The organism is Bradyrhizobium sp. BRP23 (assembly GCF_020194135.1).
Taxonomy (GTDB): domain Bacteria; phylum Pseudomonadota; class Alphaproteobacteria; order Rhizobiales; family Xanthobacteraceae; genus Bradyrhizobium; species Bradyrhizobium yuanmingense.
Window position 1 is genome coordinate 196126 of sequence record NZ_JADYVW010000002.1, and the last position, 17091, is coordinate 213216.

18 protein-coding genes are annotated in these 17091 nt (G+C 64.8%); 9 read left to right on the forward strand and 9 right to left on the reverse strand.

What is annotated here, in order from left to right; all coding sequences use genetic code 11:
• The first annotated feature begins 167 nt into the window (after nucleotides 1–167).
• Both I6F24_RS05225 and I6F24_RS05230 read left to right on the forward strand, forming a co-directional pair.
• Nucleotides 168–695: a cupin domain-containing protein gene (locus tag I6F24_RS05225; protein ID WP_225130835.1), complete on the forward strand. Its 528-nt coding sequence runs from the start codon at nucleotides 168–170 to the stop codon at nucleotides 693–695.
• A 151-nt stretch (nucleotides 696–846) separates the two neighbouring features.
• On the forward strand, nucleotides 847–2046 hold the full coding sequence (locus tag I6F24_RS05230) for a rhomboid family intramembrane serine protease (RefSeq protein ID WP_225151278.1): 1200 nt from the start codon (nucleotides 847–849) through the stop codon (nucleotides 2044–2046).
• 121 nt (nucleotides 2047–2167) lie between these two features.
• Here the strand turns inward: I6F24_RS05230 and I6F24_RS05235 are convergent, their stop codons facing one another.
• The gene (locus I6F24_RS05235; protein WP_036029805.1) at nucleotides 2168–3418 is read right to left on the reverse strand and encodes a nucleoside transporter C-terminal domain-containing protein; all 1251 of its coding nucleotides are present in this window, start codon (nucleotides 3416–3418) and stop codon (nucleotides 2168–2170) included.
• 159 nt (nucleotides 3419–3577) lie between these two features.
• On the opposite strand from I6F24_RS05235, the gene I6F24_RS05240 reads away from it, so the two are divergent.
• A complete protein-coding gene (locus I6F24_RS05240) occupies nucleotides 3578–4816 on the forward strand; it encodes an MFS transporter (RefSeq protein WP_225151526.1) in 1239 nt (412 codons plus the stop codon).
• A 241-nt stretch (nucleotides 4817–5057) separates the two neighbouring features.
• On the opposite strand, the gene I6F24_RS05245 is transcribed toward I6F24_RS05240, so the two are convergent.
• From I6F24_RS05245 to I6F24_RS05270, 6 genes are all read right to left on the reverse strand, one after another.
• Nucleotides 5058–5816, reverse strand: coding sequence for an SDR family oxidoreductase (locus tag I6F24_RS05245; RefSeq protein ID WP_036029803.1), 759 nt, complete (start codon nucleotides 5814–5816; stop codon nucleotides 5058–5060).
• A gap of 26 nt (nucleotides 5817–5842) precedes the next feature.
• Complete coding sequence (locus tag I6F24_RS05250; protein WP_036015360.1) at nucleotides 5843–6601, reverse strand: proteasome-type protease; 759 nt, start codon at nucleotides 6599–6601, stop codon at nucleotides 5843–5845.
• Between the two features lie 179 nt (nucleotides 6602–6780).
• Complete coding sequence (locus I6F24_RS05255; protein WP_225151279.1) at nucleotides 6781–7188, reverse strand: carboxymuconolactone decarboxylase family protein; 408 nt, start codon at nucleotides 7186–7188, stop codon at nucleotides 6781–6783.
• Nucleotides 7189–7253: 65 nt separating this feature from the next.
• Nucleotides 7254–8102 carry a transglutaminase family protein gene (locus I6F24_RS05260; RefSeq protein ID WP_036029799.1) on the reverse strand — a complete coding sequence of 283 codons (849 nt, stop codon included), beginning with the start codon at nucleotides 8100–8102 and terminating at the stop codon, nucleotides 7254–7256.
• A 197-nt stretch (nucleotides 8103–8299) separates the two neighbouring features.
• Nucleotides 8300–9244 (reverse strand): alpha-E domain-containing protein, encoded by a 945-nt coding sequence (locus I6F24_RS05265; RefSeq protein WP_036015356.1) that lies wholly within the window; start codon nucleotides 9242–9244, stop codon nucleotides 8300–8302.
• Between the two features lie 4 nt (nucleotides 9245–9248).
• Entirely contained in the window at nucleotides 9249–10667 is a 1419-nt protein-coding gene (locus tag I6F24_RS05270) for a circularly permuted type 2 ATP-grasp protein (protein ID WP_036015353.1), read from the reverse strand.
• Nucleotides 10668–10945: 278 nt separating this feature from the next.
• On the opposite strand from I6F24_RS05270, the gene I6F24_RS05275 reads away from it, so the two are divergent.
• Genes I6F24_RS05275 through I6F24_RS05285 form a run of 3 tightly spaced genes read left to right on the forward strand, consistent with a single transcriptional unit; the run spans nucleotide 10946 to nucleotide 12932 of the window.
• Nucleotides 10946–11683, forward strand: coding sequence for a molybdopterin-binding protein (locus tag I6F24_RS05275; RefSeq protein WP_036046217.1), 738 nt, complete (start codon nucleotides 10946–10948; stop codon nucleotides 11681–11683).
• Between the two features lie 35 nt (nucleotides 11684–11718).
• The gene (gpt, locus tag I6F24_RS05280; protein WP_036015348.1) at nucleotides 11719–12246 is read left to right on the forward strand and encodes a xanthine phosphoribosyltransferase; all 528 of its coding nucleotides are present in this window, start codon (nucleotides 11719–11721) and stop codon (nucleotides 12244–12246) included.
• A 23-nt stretch (nucleotides 12247–12269) separates the two neighbouring features.
• On the forward strand, nucleotides 12270–12932 hold the full coding sequence (locus I6F24_RS05285) for a hypothetical protein (RefSeq protein WP_225151281.1): 663 nt from the start codon (nucleotides 12270–12272) through the stop codon (nucleotides 12930–12932).
• 25 nt (nucleotides 12933–12957) lie between these two features.
• On the opposite strand, the gene I6F24_RS05290 is transcribed toward I6F24_RS05285, so the two are convergent.
• The gene (locus I6F24_RS05290; RefSeq protein ID WP_225151283.1) at nucleotides 12958–13980 is read right to left on the reverse strand and encodes a methionine synthase; all 1023 of its coding nucleotides are present in this window, start codon (nucleotides 13978–13980) and stop codon (nucleotides 12958–12960) included.
• A gap of 118 nt (nucleotides 13981–14098) precedes the next feature.
• Here I6F24_RS05290 and I6F24_RS05295 point away from each other — a divergent pair, with 118 nt between their 5' ends.
• From I6F24_RS05295 to I6F24_RS05305, 3 genes are all read left to right on the forward strand, one after another.
• Nucleotides 14099–14800 carry a glutathione S-transferase N-terminal domain-containing protein gene (locus I6F24_RS05295; protein WP_074448147.1) on the forward strand — a complete coding sequence of 234 codons (702 nt, stop codon included), beginning with the start codon at nucleotides 14099–14101 and terminating at the stop codon, nucleotides 14798–14800.
• A 136-nt stretch (nucleotides 14801–14936) separates the two neighbouring features.
• On the forward strand, nucleotides 14937–15545 hold the full coding sequence (locus tag I6F24_RS05300; protein WP_225151286.1) for a 2-hydroxychromene-2-carboxylate isomerase: 609 nt from the start codon (nucleotides 14937–14939) through the stop codon (nucleotides 15543–15545).
• Entirely contained in the window at nucleotides 15545–16519 is a 975-nt protein-coding gene (locus I6F24_RS05305) for an NADPH:quinone oxidoreductase family protein (protein WP_225151288.1), read from the forward strand. The genes I6F24_RS05300 and I6F24_RS05305 overlap by 1 nt, the downstream gene beginning before the upstream one ends.
• On the opposite strand, the gene I6F24_RS05310 is transcribed toward I6F24_RS05305, so the two are convergent.
• Nucleotides 16508–16954 (reverse strand): hypothetical protein, encoded by a 447-nt coding sequence (locus I6F24_RS05310; RefSeq protein WP_225151290.1) that lies wholly within the window; start codon nucleotides 16952–16954, stop codon nucleotides 16508–16510. The genes I6F24_RS05305 and I6F24_RS05310 overlap by 12 nt on opposite strands.
• Nucleotides 16955–17091: the final 137 nt, after the last annotated feature.

The window sequence follows — 17091 nt, forward strand, 5'->3', positions numbered from 1 at the left end:
CTCAGCCTCTTACCCTCCAGGGGAGGGTCCTGGAGGGGGAGGGTGACAGCGCGGATGCGGCACTACTCAACACGACCAGCTCTGCGATTGCTGCCTCGCCCACGACTGGATAAGCTGACCTTCAAGCCATACCGCGCGACGGCGGCTCAGAAACAGGGAGGCAGACAATGGCCAAGCAAAAGGCATCGAGGCCCGCATTGAAGACCGCGGTGAAGAAGCGGAGTGGCGCCAAGGCGGCGGCGCGATCCTCGGCACGCAAGGCCGTGAAGGCGAAGGCGCGCACTGCCGCTGCGAAAAAGCCCGCACGTCCGAAGCAGCGCATCGCCGTCAGCCATCACCGCGAGGAAGACTTCAAGGCCGACGGCCTGCGCGCCTACGCGAAGTATCGCGATCTCGGCATCGGCGAGGCGACCCATGGCCTCGCGCAGGCGCATGTGATCCGCCTGCAAGGTCCCTGCAACCCGGCCGAGGTGTCCAAGCTCCACTATCACGACGTCGAATTCCAGATGGTCTACGTGCTCAAGGGCTGGGTGAAGACCTATATGGAAGGCCAGGGCGAGACCTTGATGCAGCAAGGCAGCGCCTGGACCCAGCCGCCGAAGATCAGGCACATGATCCTGGACTATTCGGACGACGTGGAGCTGCTGGAGGTTATCCTCCCCGCTGAGTTCAAGACGGTGGAGCTGAAGGCGTAAGCGCAACTCTCGATCGCTAAAATGCGGTCGATCCGAGAAACCGGGCGGTCAGCAATCGGGATGATTTCGGCCGCCCCGCAAGCCTGGTGCTAACCAGTCGAAAATACCTCTCGCGTCAACTCAAGGCTGTGTCAACGCGGGAAATGCTTTCATGGCGACCAACACTTTTGGCCGGCGCGGCACCGTAGCGCCAGCTCCAAGAGCATCGTTTCAAGCCGCCGCCGCGCCGGTCGCGATAGAGAAGCCCTCGTCCAGCGAGGAGACGCTTTTTGCCGACAACAAGCTTCTGGCCGACATCCCCTTCCTCACCATAGGCCTGATCTTCGGTCTGGTCCTGATCTTCGTTCTGCAGCGTAGTCTCGCCATCGACATCGCGCGGGACGGCGACATTGATGTGCGCTCGCTGATCGCTCAGGGCGCGTCCGGCTACGATCTCGTCGTCGGGAGGGGAGAGTGGTGGCGAATCGGCCTTGCGCCGCTTCTGCATGGCAGCGGGTGGCACCTCGTGAGCAATTGCGTTGCGCTGTTCATCGTCGGCGTCAGGCTGGAGTCGCTGATCGGCCGCGGCTGGTTTGCGCTGATCTTCGTTGCCAGTGCACTGGCCGGAGAGGCCGGCTCGCTGCTGGGCAACGGTCCCGGCACGGTCGGCGTCGGTGCGTCCGGCGCCGTCACCGGGCTGATCGCCGCGCTGTTCGTGGCGAGCTTCGATCCCGAAGCGGACGCCGATCAGACCATATCGAGGTTGAAGACGTCGCTGTTCTTCGGTGTTCCCGCACTGCTGCCAATGGCCTTTGGCGCTTCCGGCAACGTCAACTATTACGCCCACGCAGGCGGTGCGGTGGCCGGCGCCGCGCTCGCCGTCACGCCGTGGCTCGCCTTCTGGTCCTATGACAGCCTGCCGCGGAGTGCGAGCATGACCTTGCTGGCAGGATCCATCGGATCTCTCATCTGCGCCGGCTTCGCCGCCGCGCATTATTCGGCCTACATGGCCGATGCCGCGCACTATATCCGCGCCTCTGAAGTGCCGATGAAGGGCGACGAGATGGCCAGCCGGTCGCTCGATCTCGTTAGCCGCTACCCGAAAGACGCGCGGGCTCACGTCTACCGTGCTGTCTTCTTCCTGGAACAAGCGGATATCAATGCCGCCGAGAGGGAAGCGCAAACCGCCATGTCGCTCGCAGCTTCGGACGTGGCGGGTGGGCCGGTGCGCTCCGGGGCGCAGGGCTTGATGGCGGTGTTGCTGTGGGTGCAGGGGCGAACCAGCGAGGCGAAGGCGATGGCGGCCGAGCCGTGCCGCGCCAAGATGCCTGAGGTGCGTCGCATCCTGCAGAAGTCGAAATTGTGCGGTTGAGGCAAAGATTCTCGCCGCCGTCATTGCGAGGAGCTCTTGCGACGAAGCCAATCCAGACTGTCTCCGCGGACGCATGTCTGGATTGCTTCGCTTCGCTCGCAATGACGCGTGGAAAGAGAGCCTACGCCAACACCCCCACCACCGCTCCCATCAGGCACGTCGTGAGCGTCCCCGACACGATTGACTTCAGCCCCAGCGCATTGATCTCCTCGCGCCGCTCGGGCGCCATCACCCCTAAGCCGCCGATCATGATGCCGAGGCTGGCGAAATTGGCGAAGCCGCACATCGCATAGAGCATGATCAGGCGCGAGCGCGGATCGAGCGTATCGGGCGGCAGCTTCGAGAAGTCGACATAGGCGATCAATTCGTTCAGCACGGTCTTGGTGCCCATCAGGCTGCCGGCGGTGATCGCTTGATCCCACGGCAGCCCCATCAGCCAGCACACCGGCGCCATGACGAGGGCGAGCAGCCGCTGCAGCGAGATCGCGGCGCCGCCGACGTGCGGGAGCAGGCCGAGGATGGCGTTGACGAGATAGACCAGCGCCACCAGCACCAGCAGCATCGCGACGATGTTGATCAGCAGCTCGATGCCCGCGCTGGTGCCCTTCACGATCGCGTCCATCGTGCTGGCGACCTCCATTTGCGGATCTTCCAGCGTGCCGCCGGTGCGCTTGTCGGAGGTTTCAGGGACCATGATCAGGCTGACCAGGATCGCCGCCGGCGCGCCGAGCACCGAGGCGATGACGAAATGCGCGGCGGCGTCGGGAATGAGCGGCGCCAGCAGAGTCGCATAGAGCACCAGCACGGTGCCGGCGATGCCGGCCATGCCGCCGGTCATGACCAGGAACAACTCGCTGCGCGTCATCTGTGCCAGATACGGCCGCACGAACAGCGGCGCCTCGACCATGCCGAGGAAGATGTTGGCAGCGGTCGAGAGCCCGACGGCGCCACCGACGCCGAGCGTGCGCTCCAAGAGCCAGGCCATGCCGCGGACGATCGGTGGCAGCACGCGCCAATAGAACAGCAGCGTCGTGAGCACGCTCATGACCAGCACGATCGGCAGTGCCTGGAACGCCAGGATGAAGTCCGCGCCTGGCGCCTTCAGGTCGAAGGGCAGGGGTCCGCCGCCGATATAGCCGAACACGAAGGCGGAGCCGGCCCGCGAGGCCGCCGAGATCGCGCCGACCGCGTCGTTGATGGCGCCGAAGGCATGAGCGACGACCGGCAGCTTCAGCAGCACGAGGGCGGTGACGAAGGTCGCGGCGAGGCCGATCGCCGCCTGGCGCAGCGACACTGCGCGCCGATTCTCCGCCAGCGCGAAGGCGATCAGCAGCAATGCGAAAATGCCGAGTGCAGATTGCAGGCGCAGCATGATGTCCCAAACCCTCGATGATTATGGCCGTGCCTGCGCTGCAAAGGCAATGCCGGGAGCAGCCGGGAACGACCAGTGTTGACAAGCGGGGCCACCTCGGCCACGCGGGAGGCCTTCGATATCGAGGGAAAGAGCGGTCCGAGCGTGACCGAAGAGGCGATGCCAGAGCAGCCAATATCCGGACATCGACCGGTCACCGCCGGTGAGCTCCTCCGCCATCCCGCTTTCCTGTTCTTCCTGCTCTCGCGCAGCCTGTCGCGCTTCTCCAGCCAGATCGCGGCCGTCGCGATCGGCTGGCAGATCTACGATCTCACCGGCTCGGCGTTCGACCTCGGGATGGTTGGTCTCGTCCAGTTCCTGCCCACCGCGCTTCTGGTGTTCGTCGCCGGCCACGCCGCCGATCGCTACGAGCGCAAGCGCGTCATCCAGCTCTGCCAGCTGGTGGAGGCCGCGACCGCGCTCTATCTCGGGGCCATCACCTATCTCGGCGCGGTCAGCGAAGTGCAGATCTTCATCGCGACTTTCCTGCTCGGAATCGCCGGCGCGTTCGAGAGCCCGACCACGGCGGCGCTGCTGCCGCTGATCGCGCCGCAGGGCTCGCTCCAGCGCGCCACTGCCGTCTCCAGTGGGGCGGCGCAGGTCGCGACCATCACGGGACCTGCGCTCGGCGGCATCGCCTATGCGGTCGCCCCGCACCTTGCCTATGCCGTGATGGTCCTGTTCTGGGTCTTGGGGATGATCTTGACCGGCTTCATCCGGCCGCGCCCGCAGGCGATCGCGAGGGAGGGGATGGACTCGGACAACATCTTCGCCGGCGTCCGCTTCATTCGCAGCAACCCGGCGATCCTCGGGACCATCTCGCTCGATTTGTTCGCCGTGCTGTTCGGCGGCGTCACGGCGCTGCTGCCGATCTATGCCCGCGACATCCTCCAGACCGGCCCGGTCGGGTTAGGCGTGCTGCGCGCCGCGCCTGCGGTCGGTGCCTTGCTGATGACCATGGTGCTGGCGCGCCACGCGATCTCCCGGCATGTGGGCCTCCGCATGTTCCAGGCCGTGATCGTGTTCGGCCTCGCCACCATCGTGTTCGCGCTGTCGTCCTGGATGTGGCTGTCGGTGCTGTCGCTTGCAATCCTCGGTGCGGCCGACACGATCAGCGTCGTGATCCGCTTCTCGCTGGTGCAGCTGTCGACGCCCGATGAGATGCGCGGCCGCGTCGGCGCGGTGAACTTCCTGTTCATCAACGCCTCGAACCAGCTCGGCCAGTTCGAGAGTGGAGTGGCAGCCGCGCTGCTCGGCGCCATGCCCGCCGCTGTGCTCGGCGGCGTCGCCACCGTCGCAGTGGCGCTGCTCTGGATGAAGCTGTTTCCAGCCCTGCGCAAGGTGGAGAGCCTGGAGTAGGCGCTCCGCTCTCTCAACGTCATTGCGAGGAGCCCGCGACAAAATTGCGTAGCAATTTTGCGCTGATGCGACGAAGCAATCCAGAATCTCACCGCGGCGGCAGCCTGGATTGCTTCGCTGCGCTCGCAATGACGATTGTTGAGATGGCGTGGGGACTTAACTCGCGTCACGCCCGCAGCCCGGCAGCAGCAGGCGCCTCTTGACGCCTACTGTGCATGGGGTTGTTTTCGCGCTTTTTTGTTCAGCCCCGCCCGACGAACGGCATCTTGGTCGCCATCACCGTCATGGTCAGCACGTTGGCATCGAGCGGCAGGCTGGCCATGTAGGCCACGGCATCGCCGACTGCTTTCGCGTCCATGCGCGGCTCGTGCTTGGTGGTGCCGTCGGGCTGCAGCACGCCGGGGCCGTTGACCATGCGGTCGGTCATCGGGGTTGCGGCATTGCCGATGTCGACCTGGCCGACGGCGATGTCGTACATGCGGCCGTCGAGATTGCTGGCCTTGGTGAGGCCGGTGATGGCGTGCTTGGTCGAGGTGTAGGCCGCCGAGAATGGCCGCGGCGCGTGCGCCGAGATCGAGCCGTTGTTGATGATGCGGCCGCCGCGCGGGGTCTGATCCTTCATGATGCGGAAGGCGTGCTGGGTGCACAGGAACGGGCCGGTGAGGTTGGTGTTCACCACGGCCTGCCATTGCTCGAGGCTGAGATCCTCGAAGTTGACGGCCGGCGCGCCCATGCCGGCATTGTTGAAGAGCACGTCGAGCCGGCCGTAGGTCGCCTTCACCTTGTCGAACAGCGCGGCGATGGAGTCCGGCTTGGTCATGTCGGCGGTGACGCAGAGGCTTTTTCCCGCGGGACCGAGCTTTGCCGTCTCCTCGAGCATGTCGAGCCGGCGGCCTGTGAGCACCACGGTGAAGCCGGTGTTCATCAGCGCCAGCGACGCCGCGCGCCCGACGCCGGTGCCGGCGCCCGTCACCAATGCGATCTTTTTCGCTTCACTCATCGTTTCCTGCCTTTTCTCTTCTGCTGTCAGGTTTTGGGTTCTTTGTCGTTCTTGTAGGGCGGGCGCGGAATGTTCTGATGCGCCGCGCGCAAGGCCGCCGACCAGCGCGAGCGCAGGTCGTGGAAATAGGGCTCGCCTGCCTCGATGCGGTGGTTGAGATCGGCCTCGCAGGCATCGTTGCGCACCACCAGCACGTCGATCGGCAGGCCGACGCCGAGATTCGAGCGCATCGTCGAATCCATCGAGATCAGGCCCGTCTTCAGCGCCTCGTAGAGCTCGACGTCGTAATGCATGGCACGGTCGAGCACCGGCTTGCCGTATTTGTGCTCGCCGATCTGCAGGTACGGCGTGTCGGTGGTGCACTCGATGAAATTGCCGGCGGTGTAGACCATGAACAGGCGCATCCGCGCGCCCTTGATCTGGCCGCCGAACAGAAAGGAGACGTCGAAGGACACGTCCTCGGATTTCAGCGCCGGCCCTTCGGTGGCATGCACCGCCCGGATCGCCCGGCCGATGCGCTGGGCGGCCTGGAACATCGTCGGCGCGTTCATCAGCGTCTCGATCTCGCCCGTATTGGGATCTTCGAGGCCCTCGGTCAGCGTCGACAGCACCGACTGGCTGATGGCGAGGTTGCCGGCACTGGCGATCGCCATGATGCGCTCGCCGGGCTTGGAGAAGATGTGCAGCTTGCGGAAGGTCGAGACGTTGTCGAGGCCGGCATTGGTGCGGGTATCGGCGATCATCACCAGACCGTCCCGAACCAGGATTCCGCAGCAATAGGTCATTTCCAGTCCCCGAACGCGTTTGCGCGGAATTACTAGCCAATTTCAGGGGCCGCTCCAACCCCCGATTAAGCCCGTCATTCCGGGGCGCGACGAAGTCGCGAGCCCGGAATCCATCCACCAACTCTGCGACCAGATGGATTCCGGGTTCGCGCTACGGAATGACGGTGTGAGACGGCAAGCTAGTCAGCTGCGTCGACCAGAAACGCCTCATCAACCGGCACGCCGAGCGCGGTGACCAGCCGGTTGGTCTCCGCGGCCATGCCGACGATGGCGAGCAGCTCCCCATATTCGGCCTCACTCATGCCCTTGGCCCGTGCCGCGGCCGTGTGGGAGTGGATGCAATAGCTGCAGCCATGCGCGATCGACACCGCGACGTAGAGCATTTCCTTGACCTTGGGATCGAGCGCGCCGGGAGCCATCACCTCCTTGATGCTCTCCCAGGTCCGCCGCAGCGTCTTCGGATCGTGCGCCAGCGCGCGCCAGAAATTGTTGACGAAGTCCGATTTCCGCACTTTACGGATGTCGTCGAAAACGGCTCGCGCTTCAGTCGAGAGTTCATCATCCGAAAGCAGTTTCGCAGTCGCCATGGCTACCTCGCGGGTTGATCCGATCCCGCGATTGTAGCACGCCGAATGTGTTCGGCGGGCGGCTCCTAGCTCTGCCGCTGGGATTGCGATTGCGACTGCCCGCCGCGGCCGGCCTGTTCGACCTTCACCGCCACCGTCAGCGTTTCCGTGCCGCCGCCGTAGCGCGTGCCGCGCACCGGGGCCGCGCCGAGATAGTCAAGCCCGATCGCGAGGCGGACATGCGCGTCGGTGGCGCAGATGCTGTTGGCGGGATCGAAGCCGACCCAGCCGAGATCGGGCACGTAGGCCTCTGCCCAGGCATGGCCGGCGTCCTGGTGCACCGTGTCGTCCGCACGCAGGAAATGTCCGGAGACGAAGCGCGCCGGCACGCCGCCGGCGCGGGCGCAGGCGATGAAGATGTGCGCGTAATCCTGGCAGACCCCGCGCTTGAGCGTGAACGCCTCCGCTGCGGACGTGCCGCTGTTGGTCGGGTCCTCGTCGAACGTCATGTGATCGGCCACCTGCGTCATCAGCGTGTGCAGGAAGCCCAGCGTGTCGCTCTCGGCCTCGCTGCGCAACTGGCGCGCGACCGCCGTCATCGCCGGATTGACCGAGGTGAGGTCGGTGACGCGCAGGAACATGCCGGGGGGAAAGCGCTCATCGCTGCCACGCAGCACGCCGCCGGTGTCGTGGGTCTCGATCAGCCCTTCGGCAATGATCTGGATGTCGCCGACGGGCCCGCAGGACAGCACGTGGGTGACGTTGCCGAACGCGTCCTCATGCATGTCGAGCTTGGTGTCGGTGGAGACGTCGATCTGCCATTCCGCGACGTATTGCCCGTCATGACTGCCCGGCGTCATGCGCAGGATCTGGATCACGCTGGTGGCCGGCGGCTCGTAGCGATAGGTCGTGGTGTGCTGGATTCGCAGGCGCATGGTGGACCGTGTCGTTTGTTGTAAGGCGTGACTGCCGTCGCAAAGAAGCTCGTCATGCCCGGGCTTGTCCCGGGGCATCCACGTTCTTCCTCGTCGCGCAAAAGCAAGAACGTGGATGGCCGGGACATCTAGCGCGAAGACGCGCTTCGCGCTCTTGCCCGGCCATGACAATATCCCCTGTCGTCAGTCGAGCGACATTAGATCAAATACTGCTTCGTGATGATTTCGCCCAGCCTGGAATTGTCCGCGATGAATTCCTGAATGAATTCATGCACGCCATGCTGGAAAATGTCGTTCATGTTGCTGTGTTCCAGCCGGTTGCGGATGCCGCGGGCGTGGCGCTGGGCCGGGCCCTGGCGGCCATAGGCGACGCCGATCTGGTCGAGGTTGCGCACGAGGTTGCCGTAGCAGCTGGCGAGCGAGCGCGGCAGCGTGTCGTTGAGGATCAACAGGTCCGCGATCAGCCAGGGCTTCAGCGTCTCGCGATAGACCCAGTGATAAGCCGTCAGCGCCGAGACCGAGCGCAGGATCGAGCTCCACTGGTAGAAATCGAGGGGCCCACCGACATGCTCCTCCTCGGGCAGCAGCACGTGATACTTCACGTCGAGGATGCGCGCGGTGTTGTCGGCCCGCTCCAGGTGCACGCCCATGCGCGAGAACCAATAGGCGTCGTTGCGCAGCATGGTCCGATAGGCCGAGCCGTCGAAGCGAAGCGAGGTCTCCTGCACGAAGCGCAGGAATTTTGCGAGGTCCTCGCGTGTCGAGGTGCCCTTGCTCCACACCGCCTGAAGCTCGATCCAGGCCGAGTTGATGGTGTCCCACATCTCGCTGGTGAGGGCCGTGCGCACCGAGCGCGAGTTCAGCCGCGCCGCTTCGATACAGTTTCGGATCGAGGACGGGTTGTTCTGGGAGAACGAGAGATACTCGACGACGTTGTGCTCGTTGGCTTCCTCATAGGCCTGATAGAAGCTCGCGGCGACCCCGGCCGTGAGCAGCGCCGAATCCCATTCATTGGTCTTGCCGATATAGGCGGCGGGAAGCGCGGTGACGCGCAGCGTCGCATCGATGGTGCGCGCGAGATATTCGGCCCGTTCGACGTAGCGGGCGAGCCAGTAGAGGTTTTCGGCGGTACGCGACAGCATCTCTCTACTCGTCCAGAATCCAGGTGTCCTTGGTGCCGCCGCCCTGGCTCGAGTTCACCACTAGGGAGCCTTCCTTGAGCGCGACGCGGGTGAGCCCGCCCGGCACGATGGTCGTGCTCTTGCTGCCCGTGAGCACGAAGGGGCGAAGATCGACGTGACGTGGAGCGAGGCCCGACGCCGTGCAGGTCGGGCAGGTCGAGAGCGCCAGGGTCGGCTGGGCGATGAAACCTTCCGGCTCGCGCTTGAGCTTGTCGCGGAACGCTTCGATCGTCGCCTTGGTCGCGGCAGGGCCGATCAGCATGCCGTAGCCGCCGGAGCCGTGCACTTCCTTGACGACGAGCTCACTTAGATTGTCCAGCACATAAGCGAGGTCCTTCGGCTCGCGGCAGCGCCAGGTCGGCACGTTCTTTAGGATCGGCTCCTCGCCGAGATAGAATTTCACGATGTCGGGCATGTAGGAGTAGATCGCCTTGTCGTCGGCGATGCCGGTGCCGACGGCGTTGGCGAGCGTGATGTTACCGGCCGCGTAGGCCGACATCAGTCCGGGCACGCCGAGCACCGAATCGGGACGGAAGGTGAGGGGATCGAGGAAGTCGTCGTCGACGCGCCGATAGATCACGTCGACCCGCTTCAGCCCTTCCGTCGTCCGCATGAACACTTCGTTGTTCTTGACGACGAGGTCGCGGCCTTCGACCAGCTCGATGCCGAGCTTGTCGGCGAGGAAGGAGTGCTCGTAATAGGCCGAATTGTAGACGCCCGGGGTGAGCAGCGCCACCGTCGGCTCGCCGGAGGCGCTTTGCGGCGCGACCGAGCGGAGCGCTGCGAGCAGCTCGTCCGGATAGCGCTCGACCGGCGCCACCCGATGGCGGGCGAACAGATCCGGAAACAGCCGCATCATGATCTCGCGGTTTTCCAGCATGTAGGACACGCCCGACGGCGTGCGGGCGTTGTCCTCCAGCACGATGAAGTCCTCGGCGTCGACCCGGACGATGTCGATGCCGGCGATGTGCACGTAGACGTCGTGCGGCACCTGCTGGCCGTTCATCTCGGGCCGGAACACCGGGTTCTGGAAGATCAGATCGTCGGGCACGATGTCGGCGCGGAGGATGTCGCGGCCGTGATAGATGTCGCGTAGGAACATGTTGAGCGCGCGCACGCGTTGCTTCAGGCCCTTCTCCAGCCGCGCCCATTCCTTGCCGGACATGATCCGCGGAATCACATCGAAGGGGATCAGGCGCTCGGTGGACTCGGAATCGCCGTAGACCGCGAAGGTGATGCCGATCCGGCGAAACAGCAGCTCGGCTTCCTGGCGGCGATATTCGAGCGCCTCGGGAGGCGTCTCCTTGAGCCAGCGCGCCAGCTCCTGATAGGCGGGGCGGAGGTCCCCGCCGGGAATGTTCATTTCGTCAAACGCGACTGCCATAGATCCCGACTTGTCTCCCCAGGCGTTGCGCCATGCGCCAGTTCGCGTCGGCCTTGATGAGACCGCAACGTCCTGTGGCCATGCGTCAACAGTGCATGACTTTCATGTGGTAGCAAGGGCCGGGCCAGCGCGATAAGCATGGAGAGGGGGCATTTGCCGGCGACGGCCGGCGGCGTGCCTGAAAAAATGGCTGAAGACTGCTTATTTCAGAAGCAAAACCGCGTGACTTCAACGCGTTACCTCGGCAAAGTCGGCGTCACAGGTGAGGGACTTAAGGCATGAGCGAGATCGTCACGGCGGGCATTCTGGTCATCGGAGACGAAATCCTGTCCGGCCGGACCAAGGACAAGAATATCGGCTTCATCGCCGAATACCTGACCAATATCGGCATCGACCTGAAGGAGGTCCGCATCGTCTCCGACGACGAGCCGGATATCATCGCTGCACTGGATGCATTGCGGCATCGCTACACCTACGTCTTCACCACGGGCGGCATCGGGCCGACTCATGACGACATCACCGCTGATGCCGTGGCCAAGGCGTTCGGCGTCGGGATCGACCATCACCCGGAGGTCGTCGCCCGCTTTCGCGAGCGCTGGAGCGAGCAGGACCTCAACGAGGCCCGGCTGCGCATGGCCCGCATCCCCGACGGCGCCGAGCTGATCCAGAGCGCGACCATCCTCGCCCCCGGCTTCAAGATCGGCAACGTCATCGTCATGGCCGGCGTGCCCTCGATCATGCAGGCGATGATGGACATCGTCTCGCCCAAACTGAAGTCGGGCGTGCGCATGCTGTCGGACTCGGTCCGGGCCAATGCGCGCGAGGGCGATATCGGCGGACCGCTGCGGGCGATCGCTGCCGCCCATCCCGACACCATCATCGGCAGCTATCCCTTCATGGACGAGGAGCAGAAGCCCAACACCAATCTGGTGGTGCGCTCGCGCGATCCCGAGAAGCTCGCGGCGGCAATGGCCGCGGTGAAGGAAATGCTGGCGGGATTGAACGTCAACCGCTAGCAGGAATTGCCGGACGAGATTGCAGGAGACAGGCGATGGCTGGTGAAGCACCGGAACTGAGTGCGCAGGAGCGGGCAGGCAAGGCCTTCCCCGTCTCGTGGGACCAGTTCCACCGGGATTGCCGGGCGCTGACCTGGCGGCTCAACGAGGTCGGTCCGTTCCATGCGGTGATTGCGATCACCCGCGGCGGCCTGGTGCCCGCCGCGATCGTGGCGCGCGAGTTAGGGGTGCGCGTCATCGATACGGTCTGCGTCGCCAGCTACGACCACAACAAGCAGGGCGAGCTCCAGGTGCTCAAGGGCATTTCCGAGGCGACAATGACGCTCGGCGGCGGCACCGGCAAGGGCCTGTTGATCGTCGATGACCTCGTCGATACCGGCAAGACCGGCAGGATGGTGCGCGAGATGCTGCCCGATGCGCATTTCGCCACCGTCTACGCCAAGCCGATGGGACGCCCGCTGGTCGACACTTTCATCACCGAAGTCTCGCAGGACACCTGGATCTTCTTCCCCTGGGACACAGCACTGTCCTACCACCCGCCGCTGCGCGACGGCGCCGCGTGACCAGAGCGAATGGCGAGTAGCGAATGGCGAGTAACACCGACCCCATTCGCCATTCGCCATTCGCCACTCGCCCCCTCCAGAACCGAGTCACGCCCACCGGCGACATCATCGCCACCCCACACCGCGGCCTGTTCACCGGCAATCGCGGCATCATCCACGATCCCGCGACGAAGACGCTGTTGAAGAAGCGCTGGTCGACGCCGGCCTGGATCACATGCCTGTGCGAATTCCGCGGCTGGCGGCGGCCGGTGATGGCGCGGCGGAGCTGGACCGAGCTGTTCTTTCTCGACGAAGCCACCGCCTTTGCTGCCGGACATCGCCCATGCTTCTTCTGCCGGCGTGACGATGCCAACCGGTTTCGCGCGGCATGGGAGAGGGGAAACGGCGCAAGCAAGGTGAGCGCAAAGTCGATGGACGCAAAGCTGCACCTGGAGCGTCTGGATCACGGCCGTAAGCGCCTGCACCCACTGCGAGGGCCGCTCGCAGACTTACCCGATGGCGTGATGGTGCAGCAGGGCGAGCAGAGCTATCTTTTGACGAAAGGCCGGCCGCTGCTTTGGTCGCCAGCCGGCTATGCCCGTACCGAGCACGAACTGTCGAGTGCGATGCTGCTGACGCCTCCATCCACATTACGGGCGTTCAGCGCCGGATATCGACCGGCGTTGCATCCGACCGCTCCGGACTAGCCGAGCGACCTGCGGATCACCGCCATCACCCCAGCCTCTCGCGCGCCAGCGCCGCGCCGGCGCCAAGCGCCACCAGCTTGGCTTCGGCGATCTCGCGCCGCATCGGCGCCATGCCGCAATTGGTGGTGGCGATGATGTTGCTCTTGGGCACGAATTGCGACACCGCCTCGATCACCTTCACGACGTCCTCGGCCGTCTCCACCGTGTCGCTGGCGACGTCGATGACACCGGCCTGCACGATCTTGTTCTTCAGCAGCGCGAGCAGGTCGAGCGGCACCTTGGAATTGCGGCACTCGATCGCGACCTGCTGGATCGGGCTTGCGTCGATGGCCGGAAAGATCTGCTCGTATTGCCGCCATTGGCTGCCGAGCGTCTCCTTCCAGTCCGTATTGGCCTTGATGCCGTAGCCGTAGCAGATGTGCACGGCGGTGGTGCAGGTGAGGCCCTGCGCCGCGCGCTCCAGCGCCTTGATGCCCCAATCGTTGACCTCGTCCATATAGACGTTGAAGGCGGGCTCGTCGAACTGCACGAGATCGACGCCGTCGGCCTGCAAGGCCCTGGCTTCCTCGTTCAAGAGCTCGGCGAAGGCAAAGGCCATCTTGACCCGGTCGCCATAGTAGCGGTCGGCAATGGTGTCGATGATGGTCATCGGGCCGGGCAGGGTGAATTTCAGCTGCTTCCTGGTGTGCGCGCGCGCGACGCGCGCCTCGAAGGCATGGACGCGGTCCTTCAGCCGCAGCGGCGCGACCACCTGCGGCACCATCGCCTTGTAGCGGTCTTTCCGGATGCCCATCTCGACCTTGTGGGCGAAATCGATGCCCTCGATCTTCTCCAGGAAACCGTGCACGAAGTGCTGCCGGGCCTGCTCGCCTTCGGTGACGATGTCGATGCCGGCGTCCTCCTGGAGCTTCAGCCAGATCAGCGTCGCATCGCGCTTGGCGCGGAGCAACTCGTCGCCTTCGGACTTCCAGGGCGCCCAGAGCATGTTCGGCTCGGCGAGCCATTCCGGCTTTGGCAAGGAGCCGGCGATCGTGGTTGGAAACAGCATGGCGGCCCTCCCGGCGGATTGTTGCGCCCCTTCCTGCCATGTCCTAACGTCGAGGTACAGAACAACAAAAGTCGTCATTGGCTGGCGGCAGCGATAGGGACGGCGCAAGGGAAGGCCCATGATCGACCTCTATTACGCGCCGACGCCGAACGGCTGGAAAATCTCGATCATGCTGGAGGAGCTCGGGCTTCCCTATCAGGTGATCCCCGTGAATATCCGCGCCGGCGAGCAGTTCAATCCTGAGTTCCTGGCGATCTCTCCGAACAACCGCATTCCCGCGATCGTTGATCACGAGCCCGCCGATGGCGGCGCGCCGTTCTCCGCGTTCGAGACCGGCGCGATCCTGATCTATCTCGCGGAGAAGACCGGACGCTTCCTGCCCGCCGATTGGCGCGGCCGCTCCACCACGATCCAATGGGTGATGTGGCAGATGGCGGGCCTCGGGCCGATGCTCGGTCAGCACGGCCATTTCGCGCTCTATGCGGCCGAGAAGATCCCTTACGCAATCGAGCGCTATCGCGACGAGGCGGCGCGGCTCTACGGCGTGCTCGATCGCCAATTGGCCAGGACCGGCGCCTATGTCGCCGGCGACTATTCCATCGCCGACATCGCCTGCTTCCCCTGGACCATGACCCACAAGGCGCAAGGCTTTACGCTCGACGACTATCCCAATGTGAAACGCTGGTATGCCGAGGTCCGGGCAAGGCCGCAGGTGCAGGCGGGGCTTGCGATCGGAAAATTCGTGAAAGAGCCGTTCGACGAGGAATCACGCAAGATCATGTTCGGCCAGAGAGCTAAGGAAGTGTTGGGAAGGAAGTAGTGCCATATCCGTCATTCCGGGGCGCGACGAAGTCGCGAGCCCGGAATCCATCAGGCAGCGTAACGAGAGGCGAAATGGATTCCGGGCTCGCGCCCAAAGGCGGCGCGCCCCGGAATGACAGCAAAAAGGAACCCCCATGATCGAATTCTTCTTCGACTGCTCCAGCCCCTGGACCTATCTCGCCTTCCACAACATCCAACCGCTCGCCAAGGAGTTCGGGGCCGACATCACCTGGCGGCCGATCCTGGTCGGCGGCATCTTCAACACCGTCAATCCGAGCGTCTATGCCCAGCGCGAGAAGCCGGTGCCGCTGAAGGCGCGCTACATGAAGAAGGACCTCGCCGACTGGGCGCGTTCGGCGGGCCTTGCAATCAAGATGCCGCCAACGGTGTTTCCGGTGAACAGCGTCAAGGTGATGCGCGGCTGCCTCTGGCTCGGTCAGGACATGGTGCCGTTCGCGACATCGGTGTTCGAGGCCTATTGGGGCGAGGACAAGGACATCTCGCAGGACGCGGTGCTCGCGGAGATCTGCAGAAAGGTCGGCATCGACGAACAGAAGTTCTTCGCCGGCATTGCCGAGCAGGGCATCAAGGACCAGCTCAAGGCCAATACCGAGGAGGTCGTCGCACGCGGCGGCTTCGGCTCGCCGACGATCTTCGTGAACAAGAGCGACATGTATTTCGGCAATGATCGCCTGCCGCTGATCCGCGAAGCGCTTCAGCGCAGCAAGGCGAGCGCGGCCTGATGGTGCGCGCCGTCGTCTGCCGCGAGCTCGGCGCGCCCGAGCGTTTGCTGTTGGAGGAGTTTCCGTCGCGCGCGCTAAAGCCGGGCGAGGTACGCGTCGCCATCCGCGCCGCCGGGCTGAACTTCCCCGACGTGCTGATGGCCGCCGGCGAATACCAGCTCAAGCCGCAGCTGCCGTTCACGCCGGGCATGGAAGCGGCCGGCGACGTCATCGAGGTGGCATCGGAGGCAAGCGGCGTTGCCGTCGGCGACAAGGTCATTGTGAAGATGCGCTTTGGTGCCTTCACGGATGAAGCGGTGGTGATGCCGTCGCAGCTCACTCCCATGCCGTCCACCTTCGACTATGCGGAGGCTGCCACTTATCTCGCCGGCCACGGCACAGCCTATCACGCGCTGATCGATCGCGGCCGGGTCGCGCCGGGCGAGGTGCTGCTGGTCCACGGTGCCGGCGGCGGCGTCGGCCTTGCCGCCGTCGAGATCGGCAAGATGCTGGGCGCGACCGTGATCGCGACCGCCTCCAGCGACGAGAAGCTCGGAATCGCGAAATCGCGCGGCGCCGATCATCTCATCCGCTACGACCGCGAGCCGTTCCGCGATGCCGTCAAGCGCATCACCGACGGCCGCGGCGCCGACGTCGTGTTCGACCCCGTCGGTGGCGAGGTCTTTGAAGACTCGATGCGCTGCATCGCCTGGGGCGCGCGGCTCCTGGTGATCGGCTTCACCGGCGGCATCGGCTCGGCCAAGACCAATCTGTTGCTGATCAAGGGCGCCAGCGTGCTCGGCGTACGCGCCGGCGAAGCGGTGCGGAAGAATCCTGCGCTCGGCGAGGTCCGCCTGAAGGCGCTTTTGCAATGGGCGGAGGAGGGCAAGCTGCGCCCCAACGTCTCGCACCGCCTGCCGCTTAAGGACTATGCGAAGGCGATGCGGTTGTTGCTCGACCGCAAGGCGATCGGACGCGTCGCGCTACTGATGTGACGTCCGCGCGACGGTGTCGCGGCCGCCCGGCGCATAGCCGAGGCAGGTCCGCACGATCTGGCCGCAGACGGCGTCACGCGCATTTCCGATGTCGGTATTCCCGGCATATTGCACCTCGGTGACCTTGCCGCGAGCAAAGCGCAACTGCACGCGACAATAGCCCGACGGCGCCTGGCCTCCGATATTCAGGCCGGGCGGAAGCGTGAGCGTGGGCGGCGCGATGCCGCCGGGAGGGCTCGCCGCGTGCTCGTACATCCAGATCTCGCCCGAACCGTCCTTGGTGGTTCCGGCCGGCAGGCCGGCGCACATGCGGATCGCCGACTGGTCGAGACCGATCAAGCTGGCTCGTCCGCGCTGCGCCCACTCGGCGTCCTGCTCGGCACAGCCGGCAAGGACGAGTGGCGCGAGAGCCGCCATTCGCAGGCAAAGTTGCATCGGCATCGCTTCCCTGTGCGATGCGAACGATAGCGCAAGGTGGTTTTGCGATGCAGCAGGCCTGTCGACCGACTGTCCATGCGCACTTGGCATGGATCAAACAGCCGAGTTGCGCGTTATGGCGCGCTACGCGCTCG

Excerpts from the sequence above, each read along its gene's own strand:
- I6F24_RS05225 (WP_225130835.1), top strand. The coding sequence starts at position 168 with ATGGCCAAGCAAAAGGCATCGAGGCCCGCATTGAAGACCGCGGTGAAG.
- I6F24_RS05230 (WP_225151278.1), top strand. The coding sequence starts at position 847 with ATGGCGACCAACACTTTTGGCCGGCGCGGCACCGTAGCGCCAGCTCCA.
- I6F24_RS05235 (WP_036029805.1), bottom strand. The coding sequence starts at position 3,418 with ATGCTGCGCCTGCAATCTGCACTCGGCATTTTCGCATTGCTGCTGATC.
- I6F24_RS05240 (WP_225151526.1), top strand. The coding sequence starts at position 3,578 with ATGCCAGAGCAGCCAATATCCGGACATCGACCGGTCACCGCCGGTGAG.
- I6F24_RS05245 (WP_036029803.1), bottom strand. The coding sequence starts at position 5,816 with ATGAGTGAAGCGAAAAAGATCGCATTGGTGACGGGCGCCGGCACCGGC.
- I6F24_RS05250 (WP_036015360.1), bottom strand. The coding sequence starts at position 6,601 with ATGACCTATTGCTGCGGAATCCTGGTTCGGGACGGTCTGGTGATGATC.
- I6F24_RS05255 (WP_225151279.1), bottom strand. The coding sequence starts at position 7,188 with ATGGCGACTGCGAAACTGCTTTCGGATGATGAACTCTCGACTGAAGCG.
- I6F24_RS05260 (WP_036029799.1), bottom strand. The coding sequence starts at position 8,102 with ATGCGCCTGCGAATCCAGCACACCACGACCTATCGCTACGAGCCGCCG.
- I6F24_RS05265 (WP_036015356.1), bottom strand. The coding sequence starts at position 9,244 with ATGCTGTCGCGTACCGCCGAAAACCTCTACTGGCTCGCCCGCTACGTC.
- I6F24_RS05270 (WP_036015353.1), bottom strand. The coding sequence starts at position 10,667 with ATGGCAGTCGCGTTTGACGAAATGAACATTCCCGGCGGGGACCTCCGC.
- I6F24_RS05275 (WP_036046217.1), top strand. The coding sequence starts at position 10,946 with ATGAGCGAGATCGTCACGGCGGGCATTCTGGTCATCGGAGACGAAATC.
- gpt (WP_036015348.1), top strand. The coding sequence starts at position 11,719 with ATGGCTGGTGAAGCACCGGAACTGAGTGCGCAGGAGCGGGCAGGCAAG.
- I6F24_RS05285 (WP_225151281.1), top strand. The coding sequence starts at position 12,270 with ATGGCGAGTAACACCGACCCCATTCGCCATTCGCCATTCGCCACTCGC.
- I6F24_RS05290 (WP_225151283.1), bottom strand. The coding sequence starts at position 13,980 with ATGCTGTTTCCAACCACGATCGCCGGCTCCTTGCCAAAGCCGGAATGG.
- I6F24_RS05295 (WP_074448147.1), top strand. The coding sequence starts at position 14,099 with ATGATCGACCTCTATTACGCGCCGACGCCGAACGGCTGGAAAATCTCG.
- I6F24_RS05300 (WP_225151286.1), top strand. The coding sequence starts at position 14,937 with ATGATCGAATTCTTCTTCGACTGCTCCAGCCCCTGGACCTATCTCGCC.
- I6F24_RS05305 (WP_225151288.1), top strand. The coding sequence starts at position 15,545 with ATGGTGCGCGCCGTCGTCTGCCGCGAGCTCGGCGCGCCCGAGCGTTTG.
- I6F24_RS05310 (WP_225151290.1), bottom strand. The coding sequence starts at position 16,954 with ATGCAACTTTGCCTGCGAATGGCGGCTCTCGCGCCACTCGTCCTTGCC.